Raw genomic sequence first — 15,635 nt, 5'->3', positions numbered from 1 at the left:
AAAGTATAATTGTTAAAGTCAACATAACTAAATAACTTGTTTTAAACATTTCTGCTTATTAATGTAATTGTTTACACTAAATAAGGTAGTGAACGAATTGTGTTCATTTAAGAACTTAATAAAAAAGACGAACGTACTATTAGTACTGGTCAGCTAAACATCTTGCGATGCGTACACACCCAGCCTATCAAGCTTGTAGTCTTCAAGCGTACTTCAGGGATTGTTCATCTTGGAGTTGGCTTCCCGCTTAGATGCTTTCAGCGGTTATCTCATCCGTGCGTAGCTACCCAGCGATGCTCTTGGCAGAACAACTGGTGCACCAGTGGCACGTTCAACCCGGTCCTCTCGTACTAGGGTCAACTCTCCTCAACAATCCTACGCCCACGGAAGATAGGGACCGAACTGTCTCACGACGTTCTGAACCCAGCTCGCGTACCGCTTTAAATGGCGAACAGCCATACCCTTGGGACCTGCTCCAGCCCCAGGATGCGATGAGCCGACATCGAGGTGCCAAACCTCCCCGTCGATGTGAGCTCTTGGGGGAGATCAGCCTGTTATCCCCGGCGTACCTTTTATCCTTTGAGCGATGGCCCTTCCACACAGAACCACCGGATCACTATGACCGTCTTTCGACTCTGCTCGACTTGTATGTCTCACAGTCAGTCCGGCTTATGCCATTATACTCTACGGTGGATTTCCAACCCACCTGAGCCGAACTTTGTAAGCCTCCGTTACTTTTTAGGAGGCGACCGCCCCAGTCAAACTACCCACCAGACATTGTCCTCGCACAAGATAATTGTACGGAGTTAGCTATCAGAATATTCAAGGGTGGTATCTCAAGGATGCCTCATCATAAACTGGCGTCTATGAATCAAAGGCTCCCACCTATCCTGCACATGAATATCCCAATAGCAGTGTCAAGCTATAGTAAAGGTGCACGGGGTCTTTCCGTCTTTCCGCGGGTAGGAGGAATTTTCACCTCCACTACAATTTCACTGGATCCATTGTTGAGACAGCTCCCATCTCGTTACGCCATTCATGCAGGTCGGTATTTAACCGACAAGGAATTTCGCTACCTTAGGACCGTTATAGTTACGGCCGCCGTTTACTCGGGCTTCAATTCACCGCTTCGCAAAGCTAACGGATCCTTTTAACCTTCGAGCACCGGGCAGGCGTCACACCCTATACATCCTCTTACGAGTTAGCAGAGTGCTGTGTTTTTGGTAAACAGTCGGGAGGGACACTTTGCTGCCACCCATCAATGCTTTTGAGAGTAAATCTCATAACAAATAGGGCACACCTTATACCGAAGATACGGTGCTAGTTTGCAGAGTTCCTTAACAATGGTTCATCCACGCGCCTTAGAATACTCATCTCACCCACCTGTGTTGGTTTACGGTACGGGCAACATTATATCTCGTTTAGAGGCTTTTCTCGGCACGACAGTATCGACGATTCAAACCGCTCTCCGAAGAGATTGGTCTGCCTGTAAGATCTCGGTCTCATGTGAAGCGGATTTGCCTACTTCACGACCTACGTCCTTCGAGCCACTATTCCATCAGTGACCTCGTCTAACTCTATGCGTCCCCCCATCACTCAAACGATATAATGTCGGTATCGGAATATTAACCGATTTGCCATCGTCTACCCCTTTCGGACTCGACTTAGGTCCCGACTAACCCTACGATGACGAGCATCGCGTAGGAAACCTTGGGTTTACGGCGAAGAAGATTCTCACTTCTTTTCTCGCTACTCATGCCTGCATGCTCACTTCCATCCGCTCCAGTACTCCTTGCCGGTATACCTTCAGCGCTGAATGGAACGCTCTCCTACCACTTGGTATAAATACCAAATCTAAAGCTTCGGTGCTTGTCTTAGCCCCGTTATATTTTCGGCGCAGAATCGCTAGACCAGTGAGCTGTTACGCTTTCTTTAAAGGATGGCTGCTTCTAAGCCAACCTCCTGGTTGTCACAGCAACTCCACATCCTTTTCCACTTAGACAAGACTTTGGGACCTTAGCTGTTAGTCTGGGTTGTTCCCCTCTCGACATAGGATTTTATCACCCTACGCCTGACTCCCGAGGTTACACATGAAGTATTCGGAGTTTGATAGGGTTTGGTACCGCGGTAAGCAGCCCTAGCCCTGTCAGTGCTCTACCCCTTCATGCTAATGCTCGAGGCTATACCTAAATATATTTCGGAGAGAACCAGCTATCACTAAGTTTGATTGGCCTTTCACCCCTATCCACATGTCATCCCAACAGTTTTCAACCTATACGGGTTCGGTCCTCCACTGGCTCTTACACCAGCTTCAACCTGCACATGGATAGATCACTTAGTTTCGGGTCTGCAGCATCTGACTAATTCGCCCTATTAAGACTCGCTTTCGCTACGGCTTCTCGTTCGATTAACCTTGCCAGATACCACAACTCGCAGGCTCATTATGCAAAAGGCAGTCCGTCACACATTAAAATAGTGCTCCGAATGATTGTAAGCCATAGGTTTCAGGTTCTATTTCACTCCGCTCACCGCGGTCCTTTTCACCTTTCCCTCACGGTACTAGTTCGCTATCGGTCTGGTAGTAGTATTTAGGGTTGGAGGGTGGTCCCCCCATATTCAGTCAAGATAACACGTGTCCCGACCTACTCGTTCGTTAACCTAGTACCACATAAATATTTTCGCTTACGGGAGTATCACCCTCTATGCCGAGTCTTTCCAAACTCTTCTGCTAATAAATATGCTATCGCTAACCGCCCTAATCCCATTTCGCTCGCCGCTACTCTGGGAATCTCGTTTGATTTCTCTTCCTCTAGGTACTGAGATGTTTCACTTCCCTAGGTTCGCCCCCCGAAGGGTAACATGATTCGCACCATGCTGGGTTGCCCCATTCAGAAATCCCCGGATCAAAGCTCATTGGCAGCTCCCCGAGGCTTATCGCAGCCTATTACGTCTTTCATCGCCTCTACCAGCCAAGGCATCCACCTATGGCCCTTAATATCTTTTTTTTCTAATTTGCGTTCACTACCTTATTTAATGTATCTCTACACTTCAATAAGATGAATGATCTGTTTATTGTAGTTATTTAGTTTAATTATATTTCTATAATTAAGTTGTTGACTTTAACAATTGTAATTTAATGAACAAGACGATTATAAATAAAAGTCTAATTTAAATTCTTTAAAATTAAGAACTTAAATTAGATTTTTAAAAATTGATTTAAAGATTAATGGTGGAGAGTAGCGGGATCGAACCGCTGACCTTCTACGTGCAAGGCAGACGCTCTCCCAGCTGAGCTAACCCCCCATTTATACACTTTAAATCTATTGTGATTTATAAAAATAGATCACTGAAAACTAAGCAAGTAGAAGAACTAAATAATAACAAACTTATCTCTTGTGAGATTTTCTTTGTAAGATAAACAATCGAATGTTTACTCTTTACTCTAGAAAGGAGGTGATCCAACCGCAGGTTCTCCTACGGTTACCTTGTTACGACTTCACCCCAGTCGCTAATTCCACCGTAAGTGGTAGCCTCCCGAAGGTTAGCTTCCCAATTTCGGGTGAAATCAACTCCCATGGTGTGACGGGCGGTGAGTACAAGACCCGGGAACGTATTCACCGTAGCATTGCTGATCTACGATTACTAGTGATTCCAGCTTCATGAAGTCGAGTTGCAGACTTCAATCCGAACTGAGAGACGCTTTATGAGATTGGCTCCACCTCGCGGTATCGCAACTCTCTGTACGCCCCATTGTAGCACGTGTGTAGCCCTAGCCATAAGGGCCATGATGACTTGACGTCGTCCTCACCTTCCTCCTCCTTGCGAAGGCAGTCTCCTTAGAGTGCCCAGCTTAACCTGCTGGCAACTAAGGACGAGGGTTGCGCTCGTTGCGGGACTTAACCCAACATCTCACGACACGAGCTGACGACAGCCGTGCAGCACCTGTTTTCAAGTTCCCCGAAGGGCACCACTCTATCTCTAGTGTGTTCTATCAATGTCAAGGCTAGGTAAGGTTCTTCGCGTATCTTCGAATTAAACCACATGCTCCACCACTTGTGCGGGTCCCCGTCTATTCCTTTGAGTTTTAATCTTGCGACCGTACTCCCCAGGCGGAACACTTAATCTGTTAAGTGCATCACCGAGATGACTAGCATCCCGACGACTAGTGTTCATCGTTTAGGGCGTGGACTACCGGGGTATCTAATCCCGTTTGCTCCCCACGCTTTCACACCTTAGCGTCAGTAATGTTCCAGGAGATCGCCTTCGCTTTCGGTATTCCTAGTGATATCTACGGATTTTACCCCTACACCACTAATTCCATCTCCCCCTCCCATACTCTAGGTAACCAGTTTCCAATGCAGTTCTACAGTTAAGCTGTAGGATTTCACATCAGACTTGGCTACCCGCCTACGTGTCCTTTACGCCCAGTGATTCCGAGTAACGCTTGCACCCTCCGTATTACCGCGGCTGCTGGCACGGAGTTAGCCGGTGCTTATTCATAAGGTACCGTCATTTTCTTCCCTTATAAAAGGAGTTTACACACCGAAATGCGTCATCCTCCACGCGGCGTTGCTGCATCAGAGTTTCCTCCATTGTGCAATATTCCTCACTGCTGCCTCCCGTAGGAGTCTGGTCCGTGTCTCAGTACCAGTGTGGCGGATCATCCTCTCAAACCCGCTACCCGTCATTGCCTTGGTAGGCCATTACCCTACCAACTAACTGATGGGATATAGACTGATCTCTTAGCGAAAAACTTTCCCGACTTCAATTAGAAGAAGAAGGAGTATCTAGTATTAATCATCGTTTCCAATGGCTATCCCAGACTAAGAGGTACATTATCTATATATTACTCACCCGTGCGCCACTAATCCACCTAGCAAGCTAGGCTTCATCGTTCGACTTGCATGTGTTAAGCACGCCGCCAGCGTTCACTCTGAGCCAGGATCAAACTCTCCATAATTGTTGTCCGAAGACTTGATTATGTAAAGATCACATTGCTGTGATTATTTACTGATCTTTTGCCCAAGAATTAAATTCATTGGCTTTGTTTTTACTCGTACTAATCTGCTTAAAGAATTAGTCAGAGCTTCTAATACTAGTTAAAGTATTAAAGTATAGTTATCTACACTATTGGGAAACCATAAAAGCTATAAAACTAATGTGGATTTCAAAATAGAATAGACGGTTGTTGTTATATTAGTTATTTCTAAGTAATACCAACTGATTCGTTAAAATCTAGTCTTCTTACTTGCTTAGTTTTCAATGATCTTCAAACAATCTCTTAACTCTTCAACATGAAGTGTTCGTATCCTCGTTTTAAACAAGGTGTCTCTGTTTGTGGATGGGAATTATAGGAGGATGTTGCTTAGAGATTGCTTAATATGAATGGGTTGAGAAAAAGAATTATAAGATTGTTTTTTGTGGGGATTTGTTTGTCTAATTTAGTTCTTTTTCTCTTATTATTATATCTTATAGTCTGGTATGGCTTTAGGGCTTTAGATAGCAGTTAAAAGTTACTTATACTTTTGTGATCCATCCCCCGCCTATTAGTTTGTCTTGGCTGTAGAAGACTGCTGCTTGGCCGATTGCCACCCCAAAGACACCCTCTTTTAGAGTTACATATGCTCTATCATCTTCAATTTTCACATGACAAGGCACTGCTTTTGTCCTATATCTCAGTTTTACTGTTGTATCAAACTCTTTTTCTTCATTAAACATATTTAAATTATCAAGTACAACACTGCTACATTCTAGGTCTTCTTTTTTACCAACAACAATTTGATTTTTTTTAGGGTCTATGCTTAATACAAAATGTGGCTCATGAGCACCTTTTACTGTAAAACCTTTACGTTTACCAATTGTGTAGTGCATATAACCCTTATGCTCACCTACTACATTTCCATCTTTATCTAAAACGTCTCCTGGATTATCTACCTGTACATAATCTTTTAATAAGTTTGTATATGTAGTTTCAACAAAACATATCTCACTTGATTCTGCTTGAGAAGAGAATGATTCCAAACCTTTCACAGAAGCTGCAATCTCTTTAATATCTTTCTTTTTTCTACTTCCTAAAGGAAAAAGTAATCTTGGAAGTACTTTTTTATCAACATAAAATAAAAAATAGCTTTGATCCTTAGTATCATCTTCGGCTTGATAGAAGTATTCTCCATCCGTTTTTATATAGTGTCCTGTAGCTAAATATTCAGCACCAACTTTATCTGCGAAATTAATCATTTCCCCAAACTTCATCTCCCTATTACATAGTGCACAAGGATTTGGAGTTTCACCTTTTTCATATGTATCTATAAAAGGTTGAAAGACTTCTTTTTTAAAATTCTCTTGTAAATCTAATACATGAAGTTTAATACCAACAAAGTCAGCAGCTTTTTGAGCACGAGCTTGATGTATCTCATGGTATCCGGGTTTTGAATGAAGCTTCATATATAAACCTTCTACTTCATAACCCTCTTCTTTTAACATTAATGTAGTAACAGTAGAGTCAACTCCGCCGCTCATTCCGATAAGAACCTTTGCCATTATTTACTCAAACTTGACAATGATTTATAGTAAGTAGTGTCTTTTAATCCAACATCTTCAAGTACATCTATCTGTTTCATCAAAGAAACTCCTATTTCATCTACAACGGATGCTAAATCATCAGTTAATATTATCATATCTAAATCCTCTTTATCAATCATCTTCTCTTCTACTAATTTATCTTTAATAAAGTTTATAAGTGGCTGATAAAATTCAGTTCCTATAACAAAAATTTTCACTCCTGTAATTTTTCTCGTCTGAACTAGTGTTAATGATTCAAATAGTTCATCAAGAGTTCCAAACCCACCAGGAAAAATTACATATGCCATTGAGTATTTTACAAGCATAACCTTTCGTGAAAAGAAATAATCAAAACTAAGTTCCTTAGTCGTATAAGGATTTAATGTCTGCTCAAAAGGTAAATCAATGTTTAAACCAATAGATTCAACTTCATGGTTGAAAGCACCTCTGTTAGCAGCTTCCATAATTCCTGGACCACCACCCGTCATTACATTATAACCCTCTTTAGCTAGCTCTCCAGCAAGAAAATGGGCCTGATTGTAATACTTACTATTTTCTTTAGTTCTAGCGCTTCCAAAAATTGTTACGGTTGGACCCAAATCACCTAATTCATCAAAACCTTTTACAAAGTCAGCAATAATTTTAAATACACTCCAGACATCTGCAGACTTTATATCTTTAATATACTTTTTTGTTAACTCATCATTTTTAGGTTTCATTTCTACCCTTTAAGTTGCGTTAATCGCTCTTTTTTAGTCCCAATAGTAGTTATTTGAACTCCAAAGTTACCATCTACAATTACAACTTCGCCTTGTGCTATCACATGATTGTCAACTAATATTTCAAGTGGATCATTTGCTAACTGGTTAAGTTCTATGACAGAACCAATATCCATATTCAGAACATCTTTTAAGAGCATTCTCTTTTTACCAATTCTAACTCTAACAGGAAGTTTAACATCCATGATTAAACCGATATTACCCATCTCTTCGTTAGATAAACTTCCACTATGAGACTGCTCTTGTGAGTCTGAGTCGCTACTATGGAGATCAAGATCATTGTCTGGTGTACTATTTACACTTCCAAAAAGAGCATTACTTAATTTTTCATCTATTATAAGCATAATAAGTGATTGAAGAGGATCCATTGAAAAATTATATATATACATTTTAGAAAAATCTTCTAAACTGACCTCATTATCAGCATCAATATTCTCTACACTATTAACACTAAATGAAAGAACTGGCAACTCTTTTTGAGCAGAAAGTGTATTAGCGATAGCTCCAAATATGTTTGAGACTATCTCTTTAGTCGCATCTATATCGTCTTCACTAACATCCTCTCTATCACTTGCCTCTTCACCCATCATCATATCGGATAAAGATGCCGCTAAATTAGGAGGAAGTGCTACCATGACATCAGCATCAACATCGCCAGAGACTGTTACTTTAACAAGTACTATAGGAGGAATAATATTTGAAATAATACTTAATTCTTGCTCTTCTTTTAGATCTAATACAGGAGCAGCACCAACTAATGCTTCAATAGTGCCAATAGTTTCACTCTCAAATAATTTTATGAAATCACTCATCATCATCCTCTACTTTCTCGTAAATTATCTCTTTCACGCCTGAGATTTTACTTTTTCTTTGCTCTTCAAAGCTCTCTAGTGCACGTTTAACCGCATCTTTTTCAGTGTCTATTATCTCAGTGATTTGTATTGACTTTCTAAAACGCCTAAGACCTATCTCACCTTTAAATCTCTCTTTTCCATCAACTGATACTGTTACGATATCATCAGCAGCACTAGAGAGTCTTAAGATATCTCCAACCTTGATGTCAAGAACATCTGACATACTTAAGTCCGCGTTTCCTAAGTTTGCGTCAATATCTACTTTTGCACCACCAAGTAGTACTTGTAGTTCAGTATTTCTACTCTTTTTTGAACTTGTCTCATTAAGCATCAAGTCACGACTTGCGAGTTTTGGTAGAACTGGTTCAAGTGCAATAACGGGATAACAGATATTCATCATTCCCGAGCTATGTCCAATAATGATTTCCATAACTACCATTACAACAATCTCATTTTGTGCAACAATCTGAACAACGTTTGGACTTGACTCTTTTGACTCTACAGTTGGATAAATATCCATTACTGGGCCCCAAGCCTCTTTTAGTGTACTCATCATAACACGCAAGATAGTTTCAAATAGACTTAATTCTATGTCAGAGAACTCACGACTTGCATCAAAAGGCTCACCTTTTCCACCAAGAAGACGATCAAGCATAGGAAAGGCTATAGAAGGATTTATCTCTATAACGCCACTCCCTTCTAACGGTTTAACTGAAAAAACATTAAAACTTGTAGGATTTGGTAGAGACATTAAAAATTCACCATATGTCATCTGGTCAACTGAATGAAGCTGTATCTCAACAATAGAGCGCATAATTGAAGATATCTGGGATGCTAATGAACGAGCCATTTTATCATGTACACCACGAAAGGCACGGAGTTGCTCTTTAGAGACTCTGTTTGGGCGTTTAAAGTCATATAGTGTTACTTGTCTTTGAGGAAGTAAGCCTTCATCTCCAGCACCTTCTAGGACATCATCACCCTCATCTTCAACAACATCTAAGAGGGCATCAATTTCTTCTTGTGAAAGTATGTCTGCCATTTTAAGCTCCTATACTCTCTTTAATTTTTTGTATTACAGATTTATGTATTTGGGAAATTCTTGATTCTGTTATATCTAATATGGAGCTAATTTCTTTTAGAGTAAGCTCTTCAAAGTAATAGAGTTGAATTATCATCTGTTCTCTCTCTTTAAATGATGAGAGAACCTTTTTAATAACATCAATAAGTTCATCTTTTTCTACCTTTACTAACGCGGCACCCTCATCACCTACTTGTAGCTGATCGTGAAGAGGCATAACCGTATAAATAGTTGATGCAATTCTTGCATCGTGTACTTTTTCTACTGACTCATCTAGTATTTTAGCAAGTTCTTCATCTGTTGGCTCTTCATCATGAGTAAGCAAATATTCTTCAACAGCATAATCTATAGCTTTTACTAATTTTCTGCTTGCACGACTTAAGATATCCAAACTTCTTAAGTAGTCTAGCATAGCCCCATAAACTCTTTTTTTTGCATATCCCCAAAAAGAATCATTAAGTGATTCATCATACCTTCGTGCTAGCTTTATAAGTTCTTCTGTTCCTATAGCTGAAAGATCTGCAAAATCAATAGAACTTGGGAGTCTCTCTTTAAGTCTAAATGCCATTGCTTTAACAGCAGGTAGGTACTGAATAGCAAGCTCATCTTCTTTATGTTTTAATTCGTTTTGGTATACATTTTGCATTACGAATCTTTTTCGCTTATAGCTTCAGAATTCATTTTAACTGCAATGTCGGTGATTTTGCTCGCGGCATCTATTATCTTTTCGCGTTTATTTATCTCTTTAACAAAGAAGTCTAAATCCTTTTCATGAGCATCTTTTGGAAAGAAAGATGATCTTACAGTCATTGTTCTATAGTAAAGAGCAATAATAACATGTGAAAATAGATAAAAAAATGCAGTAATTACAAATGTGTACATAAAGAGTCCATTTGCATCAAGAGATTTTAGAATGCCAAAAATAATTCCGACAAAAAAACCTTGAACAGTAAAGAAATAAACAAAATTTTCACCTAACATCTTTTACCCCAAATATCAACTTAGAAATGTTCCATTAATCGCTTAAATAGCCCTGATAGACCACTTTCATTTGATGTAACCAGCATATTTCGTTCCAGCTTAGAGATAATCTTAACAACTATCGCCCCAATATCTTTACTAGGTTGTGAAGATGGGTATTGTGCGGTAAAAAGTGCCCTTTGTTTCACGCAAGAAGAGACTTTAATATCACTATTTATCTTCCCCATTAACTGTAAGTTCAGCTTAGTATTAATATTTGCACTGGCAACTTTTTTAATCTTTTCAAAAACACCAAATGCCTCTTTTTCACCTTTTACCTGGTTCATAATCATACTTACATCATCTCTGAGCGTTGCAATAGTTTTAATTGTAGCATAAGCATCTGTAATTGCAGCTGGGTCTGGGACCGTTACAACAATAACATCATCAGCTGCATTTAAAAACATTTGAATATGTTCTCCTATTCCTGCACCCGTATCAATTATCATAACATCTAGTTTATCAAGGACCTGTGCTTCTTCCATAAAACGCTCAAATAGTGCCATATCTGAGTACTTCAGTATCTCATCGCCACTCTCACCAGGGATTAGAATAAGGTTTCTTGTGATGGGAATTAAAATATCGGAAACAGTCGCTTCACCTTTGAGAACATGTAAAATATTCTTTTTAATTTTTACATTAAACATAACGTCAAGGTTGGCTAAGCCAATATCTGCATCAAATATTCCAACATTGAGACCTTTTTGTGAAAGGGCATATGCTAAATTCGAACTTATAGTACTCTTTCCAACTCCACCCTTTCCACTTGTAATAGCGATAAACCTTGTCTTTTTAGACTTTTTACTTGCATTTGATGAAACAAGTTCTTCGAGTTTTTTGGCTTGATTACCTATCATACCTTACTCCTATTGAAGCCACTAAGTAGACAGTCTATTAGAAAATCACTACTGGCACAGACTAAATCTTCTGGAACTTCTTGCCCAACGGAGAAGTAACTGATAGGTTTTTTTGTCTCATATGCAAGAGAAAAAATATTTCCAAAGCCTTTTGTCTCATCTAACTTTGTAAACATAAGCGTATCGACGCCTAATGTGGAAAAATTATCATATGTTACTTTTAAATCTTCATACTTTATTGAACTTGGCATTACTAAGACGACATCTACTTCATATCCAGTACCATTAGACTCTAGACACTCATATATTTTTTCAATTTTTCCTTTATCGTAAGGGCTAGAGCCCATGGTATCGATAAGAATATAATCACAATATTTTAAAGACTCAAGCGCGCTTGTAAACTCTGGTGGATCAACAACAGTCTCTATACCAAGTTTCATCATTCTTGCATACTGCATTAGTTGTTCAACTGCACCAATTCGATATGTGTCAAGAACTACCAGACCTACTTTGTATTTTTTCTGCATCAAAAATGAGTATCTTGCCGCTAACTTAGCGATAGAAGTAGTCTTCCCCACTCCGGTTGGTCCTACAAGCATTATTACTTTTTTAGATCCTACTTCAAGAGTGCTCTCTCTTCTTATTGGAACCATCTTACGAAGTATTGTCTGGAAGTAGCGTTTAACTGTCGCTGAATTTTCTCTCATTTTAAAAGGCATATGCTCAAGGGTTATCTGCATTAAAGCATCTAAATGATCCTTATTCATACCACTTTGAGACGCCAGTCTATAGATTTCTGAAAACTCTGATGGTATCTGCGTTTGAATATCAGGAGACTTTTCATTCCAGAACATATTTTGAATAATCTTTACTTTATCGGTAAGCTTGTTTATCTCTGTTTTTATCTCTTTTAACTCTAATGGTTCAGTAACTTTTATACTTGGGGATTCCCTATGCTGAGTAGGTGTCATATACTGTTCTAGTGGATCTGTGACATTAGATATTTTAGCAATTTGCTGTGCTGCGTTGGAAATATCAAACAGAATTTCTTGACTCTGTTGTTTAACGGGTTGCTGTTTTGAAAGTGGTTTTGTAGTTTTTTTATAGCTATCCGGAAGAGACTCTTCATCTATTCCGATTACTATTTCATAGAGTGCTTCCTTACCTAAAGCTTTTTTACGGATCTCTTTAGTCTCAATGAGCATACCCTCATCACCAATCTCAAGTTTTGCTTTTTTAAGAGCTTCTGATGGTGTTCTACCCATAAAAGTTAATATTTTCATACTCTTATTCCTGATAATGGAATCACTACGCTCTCTCGTTTAAACCAGTGAGGATGCGGAACTGTTAATTTTTTACTGTTAATAATTCTATCATCAAAAAAAATAATATCCAAATCTAATGTCCTTGGTGCATTTTCAAAACTTCTCTTTCTTGCAAATCTTTTCTCAAGTCTCATTAAGTAATCTAAAAATATTTTAGGTTCCATTGAGGTTTTTAAAACAATAATTGAATTAAAAAAATCATCCTGTTCTTTGTATCCAAAAGGAGGATTTTTCAAAATCAACGAAGTCTCAAGTAGTTCCACTTTTACATGGCGTTTAATCACAATAAGTAGATGATTGAAACGGCGTTTCACATCACCTACATTACCACCAATACCAATAATAGCTTCGTATCTAAGGTATTTGCTATTTGTTACACTTTTATACGGAAAACACCTACTCTTAAAAATAACAAGCCTATCACTAAGAGAGTGTTTTAAATACATGAATTAAGCTTGTTGTGCTTGTTGAGCCTCTTGAGCTACTTTTATTTCGTTCATTATTTGAAGCATACCCATCATTGCAAGATGATAGCCAAAAGGTCCAAAACCAACAATAGAAGAAGAACAGACTGGAGCTATCATATTCTCTTTTCTAAAATCTTCACGTCTATGAATGTTACTAATGTGAACTTCAATAGTAGGAATTGAAACAGCGGAGATTGCATCACGAATAGCAATAGATGTGTGTGTATATGCAGCAGCATTAATAATAATACCATGTGCCTCACCATAACACTCTTGAACTTTATCTACAATTTCGCCTTCTAAATTACTTTGAAAAAACTCTATCTCAACACCATTTTGTGTTGCTACTTCTTTCATTTGAGCATGGATTTGCTCTAATTTCATTGGACCATATATATTTTGTTCACGAACACCTAACATGTTTAAGTTTGGCCCTTGGATCACTACTATCTTCATTCTTTTCCTTTTTAAATATTTCAGTTAGTTATTTTAACAAAAACAACATTAAAAAGAGTTGGTCACTAGTATAAATCTAAATTTATACTTTTAATGTATAATTCATCAATGAATAATATGAATATAGAAAAAAATAATTCTAATATAATCATACAAAAACAATTTACTGCAGCGCAAAAACTAGCAAAGCTTGGAAGTTGGGAACTAAATCTAGTGGATCACACTCAAATCTGGAGTGATGGTGTTTATGCTATTTTAGGTGAAGAACCTCAAAGTACTGCACCAAGTGTAGAAGCTTTTATGAGTTACTTAGATGAACCTGATCAGATAAAAGTTCAAACCGCAATGCAGAACCTAATTGCTGGTGTAGAAGAGTTTGATATATATCATAATGTCAAAACAAAAGATGGTAGAGTAAGAAATGTCCATGCAAGGGCTGAACTATTTTTTGATGAGAATAATGTACCTATAAAGATAATTGGCACTGTTCTAGATATTAGCACTCATATTAAACTTCAAGAAGAGACAAAAAAGAGTATGAATATACTTAATAGTGTCATAGATAATGTAAATAATCTCATCTTTTATAAAGATACAAACTTTGTTTACATGGGATGTAATAGCTCTTTTGAAAAATTTTTAGGCCATTCAAGAGAAGAGATAATTGGTAAAGATGATTTTAGCTTTTTTCCCCAAGAAGTTGCTGAGCACTTTCGAGACTTAGATGAAAAAATATTTGAAAATAAGGAAGCAGTCTTTAACTCTCAGTGGGTAACTTACCCAAATGGGCAAGAGGTTTATCTTCATACTACCACATCACCATTTTATGATGAAAATGGAAATATTATAGGTCTAGTAGGAAATGCTGTTGATCTTACAAAAGAGCAACAACTTAATGATAAACTTAATCATCAAGCACACCATGATGTACTAACTAAGCTTCCAAATAGAATCCTTTTTAGCGATAGGCTAGACCATGCTATTGAGAAGGCTCAACGCAATGAGGATATATTTGCACTTTTATTTCTTGATTTGGATAGATTTAAACATATTAATGACTCTCTAGGTCATGATATTGGTGACTACGTACTTCAAATCACTGCAGAGCGAATTAAAAAAGTAATTAGAGAGGGAGATACACTCTCGAGACTTGGAGGGGACGAGTTTACCATTATTTTAGAAAGTATAAGCAAAGCCACTGATGCTTCTTTAATAGCGAAAAAGATATTAAAGGTTATACGTAAACCTATACATATATTTAATCATGAACTCTATCTATCAAGTAGCATAGGAATAAGTCTATATCCTGAAGATAACAGAGTTGCAAGAAACTTACTTAAGTTTGCAGATTCAGCAATGTATAAAGCTAAAGATGAAGGACGTGATAATTTTCAGTTTTACTCTTCGGATATGACGGACAAAGCATTAGAACTTATTCTTATGGAAGCGAATCTTCGACAAGCACTTGAAAAAAATGAGTTTATTATTTACTTCCAGCCGATAACAAATGCCAAAACAAACAGGCTTGTTGGTTTGGAGTCACTTATACGTTGGATGCATCCCGAAAAAGGGCTGATTCCACCAGATAAATTTATTCCTCTTGCTGAAGAGACAGGGCTTATTATTCCCATAGACCAATGGGTTATGAAACAAGCAATGCTACAAGTTGTAGATTGGTATAAAGAGGGTCTAAACCCAGGACTTCTCTCATTAAATATGAGCTCACTACAGCTAAAAGGTGATGAGTTTATACCTTTTATAGAAGATTTACTCAAAAGTACAAATTGTAATCCCGAGTGGATACAGATAGAGATAACCGAGAGTCAGATTATGAAAAAACCTGAAGAGGCGATAAGTATATTAAATCAAGTAAGTGCCCTAGGTATTACTTTGGCTATTGATGATTTTGGTACAGGCTTTTCTTCCCTTTCTCAGCTAAAAAGACTCCCAATTGACAAGCTTAAAATTGATAGATCTTTTGTAAAAGAACTGCCAAATGATGAAGAGGATGTTGCCATAAGTAAAGCTATAATTGCACTTGCCAAGACATTAGATTTACATCTTATAGCAGAGGGTGCTGAGACTATTGAGCAAGTTAATTTTCTTATGAATCATGGATGTGACTACATACAAGGGTATTACTTCTCTAAACCACTGCCACAAAAAGAGATGAGAGAGTATATAATAAAACACTCTCAACAAATAATAGAAAATACAAAAAACTTTGTAATTTAA

Annotated in this window: 11 protein-coding genes, 1 tRNA gene and 2 rRNA genes; 1 reads left to right on the top strand and 13 read right to left on the bottom strand. The window is 38.0% G+C overall.

Features of this window, described 5'->3' with window-relative positions:
* Positions 1-118 precede the first annotated feature (118 nt).
* The 13 genes from GJV85_RS04050 to aroQ form a co-directional block, all read right to left on the bottom strand.
* Positions 119-3,005 (bottom strand): 23S ribosomal RNA (locus tag GJV85_RS04050).
* A gap of 222 nt (positions 3,006-3,227) precedes the next feature.
* A tRNA-Ala gene (locus GJV85_RS04045) sits at positions 3,228-3,303 on the bottom strand.
* Between the two features lie 143 nt (positions 3,304-3,446).
* Positions 3,447-4,960 (bottom strand): 16S ribosomal RNA (locus GJV85_RS04040).
* The 16S and 23S rRNA genes sit together here with 1 tRNA gene alongside, the layout of an rRNA operon.
* Positions 4,961-5,517: 557 nt before the next feature.
* On the bottom strand, positions 5,518-6,540 hold the full coding sequence (mnmA, locus tag GJV85_RS04035) for a tRNA 2-thiouridine(34) synthase MnmA (RefSeq protein ID WP_207562588.1): 1,023 nt from the start codon (positions 6,538-6,540) through the stop codon (positions 5,518-5,520).
* The gene (locus tag GJV85_RS04030; RefSeq protein WP_207562587.1) at positions 6,540-7,280 is read right to left on the bottom strand and encodes an LOG family protein; all 741 of its coding nucleotides are present in this window, start codon (positions 7,278-7,280) and stop codon (positions 6,540-6,542) included. Before GJV85_RS04030 ends, mnmA begins: the two co-directional genes overlap by 1 nt.
* 2 nt (positions 7,281-7,282) lie before the next feature.
* Positions 7,283-8,152, bottom strand: a complete 870-nt coding sequence (gene fliY / locus GJV85_RS04025) for a flagellar motor switch protein FliY (protein ID WP_207562586.1) — start codon at positions 8,150-8,152, stop codon at positions 7,283-7,285.
* The gene (fliM, locus tag GJV85_RS04020; RefSeq protein WP_207562585.1) at positions 8,145-9,236 is read right to left on the bottom strand and encodes a flagellar motor switch protein FliM; all 1,092 of its coding nucleotides are present in this window, start codon (positions 9,234-9,236) and stop codon (positions 8,145-8,147) included. Before fliM ends, fliY begins: the two co-directional genes overlap by 8 nt.
* A gap of 1 nt (position 9,237) precedes the next feature.
* Positions 9,238-9,921 (bottom strand): RNA polymerase sigma factor FliA, encoded by a 684-nt coding sequence (locus tag GJV85_RS04015; RefSeq protein WP_207562584.1) that lies wholly within the window; start codon positions 9,919-9,921, stop codon positions 9,238-9,240.
* Positions 9,921-10,256, bottom strand: coding sequence for a hypothetical protein (locus tag GJV85_RS04010; RefSeq protein ID WP_207562583.1), 336 nt, complete (start codon positions 10,254-10,256; stop codon positions 9,921-9,923). Before GJV85_RS04010 ends, GJV85_RS04015 begins: the two co-directional genes overlap by 1 nt.
* Before the next feature lie 20 nt (positions 10,257-10,276).
* Positions 10,277-11,152 carry a P-loop NTPase gene (locus GJV85_RS04005; protein ID WP_283949414.1) on the bottom strand — a complete coding sequence of 292 codons (876 nt, stop codon included), beginning with the start codon at positions 11,150-11,152 and terminating at the stop codon, positions 10,277-10,279.
* The gene (gene flhF / locus GJV85_RS04000; protein ID WP_207562582.1) at positions 11,149-12,435 is read right to left on the bottom strand and encodes a flagellar biosynthesis GTPase FlhF; all 1,287 of its coding nucleotides are present in this window, start codon (positions 12,433-12,435) and stop codon (positions 11,149-11,151) included. The genes GJV85_RS04005 and flhF overlap by 4 nt, the downstream gene beginning before the upstream one ends.
* Positions 12,432-12,923: a 2-amino-4-hydroxy-6-hydroxymethyldihydropteridine diphosphokinase gene (gene folK / locus GJV85_RS03995; protein WP_207562581.1), complete on the bottom strand. Its 492-nt coding sequence runs from the start codon at positions 12,921-12,923 to the stop codon at positions 12,432-12,434. The genes flhF and folK overlap by 4 nt, the downstream gene beginning before the upstream one ends.
* Positions 12,924-12,926: 3 nt before the next feature.
* Positions 12,927-13,400, bottom strand: a complete 474-nt coding sequence (gene aroQ / locus GJV85_RS03990) for a type II 3-dehydroquinate dehydratase (protein ID WP_207562580.1) — start codon at positions 13,398-13,400, stop codon at positions 12,927-12,929.
* 117 nt (positions 13,401-13,517) lie between these two features.
* On the opposite strand from aroQ, the gene GJV85_RS03985 reads away from it, so the two are divergent.
* Positions 13,518-15,635 (top strand): sensor domain-containing protein, encoded by a 2,118-nt coding sequence (locus tag GJV85_RS03985; protein ID WP_207562579.1) that lies wholly within the window; start codon positions 13,518-13,520, stop codon positions 15,633-15,635.

Source organism: Sulfurimonas aquatica (genome assembly GCF_017357825.1).
GTDB lineage: Bacteria > Campylobacterota > Campylobacteria > Campylobacterales > Sulfurimonadaceae > Sulfurimonas > Sulfurimonas aquatica.
The sequence above is the reverse complement of the archived record's forward strand: the minus strand, read 5'-3'. Positions and strand labels throughout refer to the sequence as shown.